At 68.1% G+C, this 821-nt stretch carries 1 protein-coding gene; it reads left to right on the forward strand.

Translation table 11 applies throughout. From position 1 onward, the window contains the following. Positions 1-20 precede the first annotated feature (20 nt). A partial coding sequence (locus ACTWQR_RS55880) for a beta-ketoacyl reductase (protein WP_443235037.1) occupies positions 21-821 on the forward strand: 801 nt, incomplete at its 3' end.

Below are 821 nucleotides of genomic sequence, written 5' to 3' on the forward strand. Positions count from 1 at the left end.
AAGTCCCGGATGTTCCGGCGGTGTTCGGCTCGGAGGGCACTGTCCTGGTGTCGGGTGCAGGCGCGTTGGGCGCTTTGGCGGCTCGGCATCTGGTCGCTCGGTATGGGGTGCGGCGTCTGCTGCTGGCCAGTCGTCGGGGTCCGGATGCCGAGGGTGTGCGGGAACTGGTCGCCGAGCTGGCTGAGCAAGGTGCCGTGGTGTCGGTCGCGGCCTGTGACCTGTCCGACCGAGACCAGGTGCGGGCCCTGCTGGCATCGGTTCCGGACGAGTACCGCCTGACAGGCGTCGTGCATACGGCCGGTGTATTGGACGCCGGAGTGATCGAAACGCTGTCCCCGGAGCGGTTGGCGAGGGTGTTCGCGCCGAAGGTGGATGCGGTGTGGCATCTCGATGAGCTGACGCGTGGTCTGGGTCTTGATGCGTTCGTCGTGTATTCCTCGGTGTCGTCGGTCTTCATGGGTGCGGGCAGTGGGAGTTATGCGGCGGCGAATGCGTTTCTGGACGGGTTGATGGCCAACCGTCGGGCGGCGGGTCTGCCGGGGTTGTCGTTGGCCTGGGGGTTGTGGGAGCAGTCCTCCGGTATGGCGGCGGGTACTGACGATCTCACTCGGACGCGGATGAATCGGCGTGGTGGTCTGCGGGCGATGACGTCGGCGGAGGGGATGGAGCTCTTCGATGCCGCTGTGGGGTCGGGGCAGGCGTTGTTGGTGCCGGCGAAGCTGGATCTGCGGGGAGTGCGGGCCGGCGCTGTGGCGGACGGCGGGGTACCGCACCTGCTGCGTGGCCTGATACGCGCAGGCCGACAACTGGCGCGGGCGGCA

The sequence above is a fragment of the Streptomyces sp. 2A115 genome (assembly GCF_052245575.1).
GTDB lineage: Bacteria > Actinomycetota > Actinomycetes > Streptomycetales > Streptomycetaceae > Streptomyces.